Annotated in this window: 1 protein-coding gene; it reads left to right on the top strand. The window is 45.1% G+C overall.

Going from position 1 to position 583, the window contains the following annotated elements:
- Window positions 1–80 precede the first annotated feature (80 nt).
- A partial coding sequence (locus AAEY98_RS22135) for a transposase domain-containing protein (RefSeq protein ID WP_351019698.1) occupies window positions 81–583 on the top strand: 503 nt, incomplete at its 3' end.

The following is a 583-nucleotide window of genomic DNA, read 5'->3' as shown; positions in this document are numbered from 1 at the left end:
CAATGCCGATCGTTTAAGGGCACTTGACCGATCTTGCAGATGAAAGATAATCCCTACCAGTATTCTGGTGGGGATTTTTTATGTTTGAGCAAGAGCTTGAATTAGTTCATGAGTCTGTTGAAGAAAGTGGGTCTTATGGTTCTGTAATGGAGGCTATTGATTCTGAGTGGATCGAACAATCACTCCTTTCAGCTAACAAGGCGAGTATCCGTAATCGCCGTCTGCCTGCGCAGCAGGCAGTCTGGCTAGTGCTTTGGATGGGATTAATACGTAACCAGTCCATCAAAGAAGTCTGTAGCTCGATGGATATAGCACTTCAATCTGGAGACTCCACCTGGTCTCGTGTAGCACCGAGTGTATTGACGGATTGCCGACGACGCTTAGGTGAAGCCCCAATGTCTTACTTATTTAAATCCACTATATCAGCCTGGCTTGAGCAAGCGTTAGGGGACCAAAATACACTAGGGCTTACCACTCTTGCCGTTGATGGAACGGTGTTTCGTTGCCAAGACTCTGAAGAAAATGCCAATGAGTTTGGTTTTATTTCAAAAACACACAAACCCTATCCTCAACTTCGATTAGT

The sequence above is a fragment of the Shewanella sp. AC91-MNA-CIBAN-0169 genome, from assembly GCF_040310165.1.
Lineage (GTDB): Bacteria > Pseudomonadota > Gammaproteobacteria > Enterobacterales > Shewanellaceae > Shewanella.
This window is presented reverse-complemented; position numbering and strand designations above follow the sequence as displayed.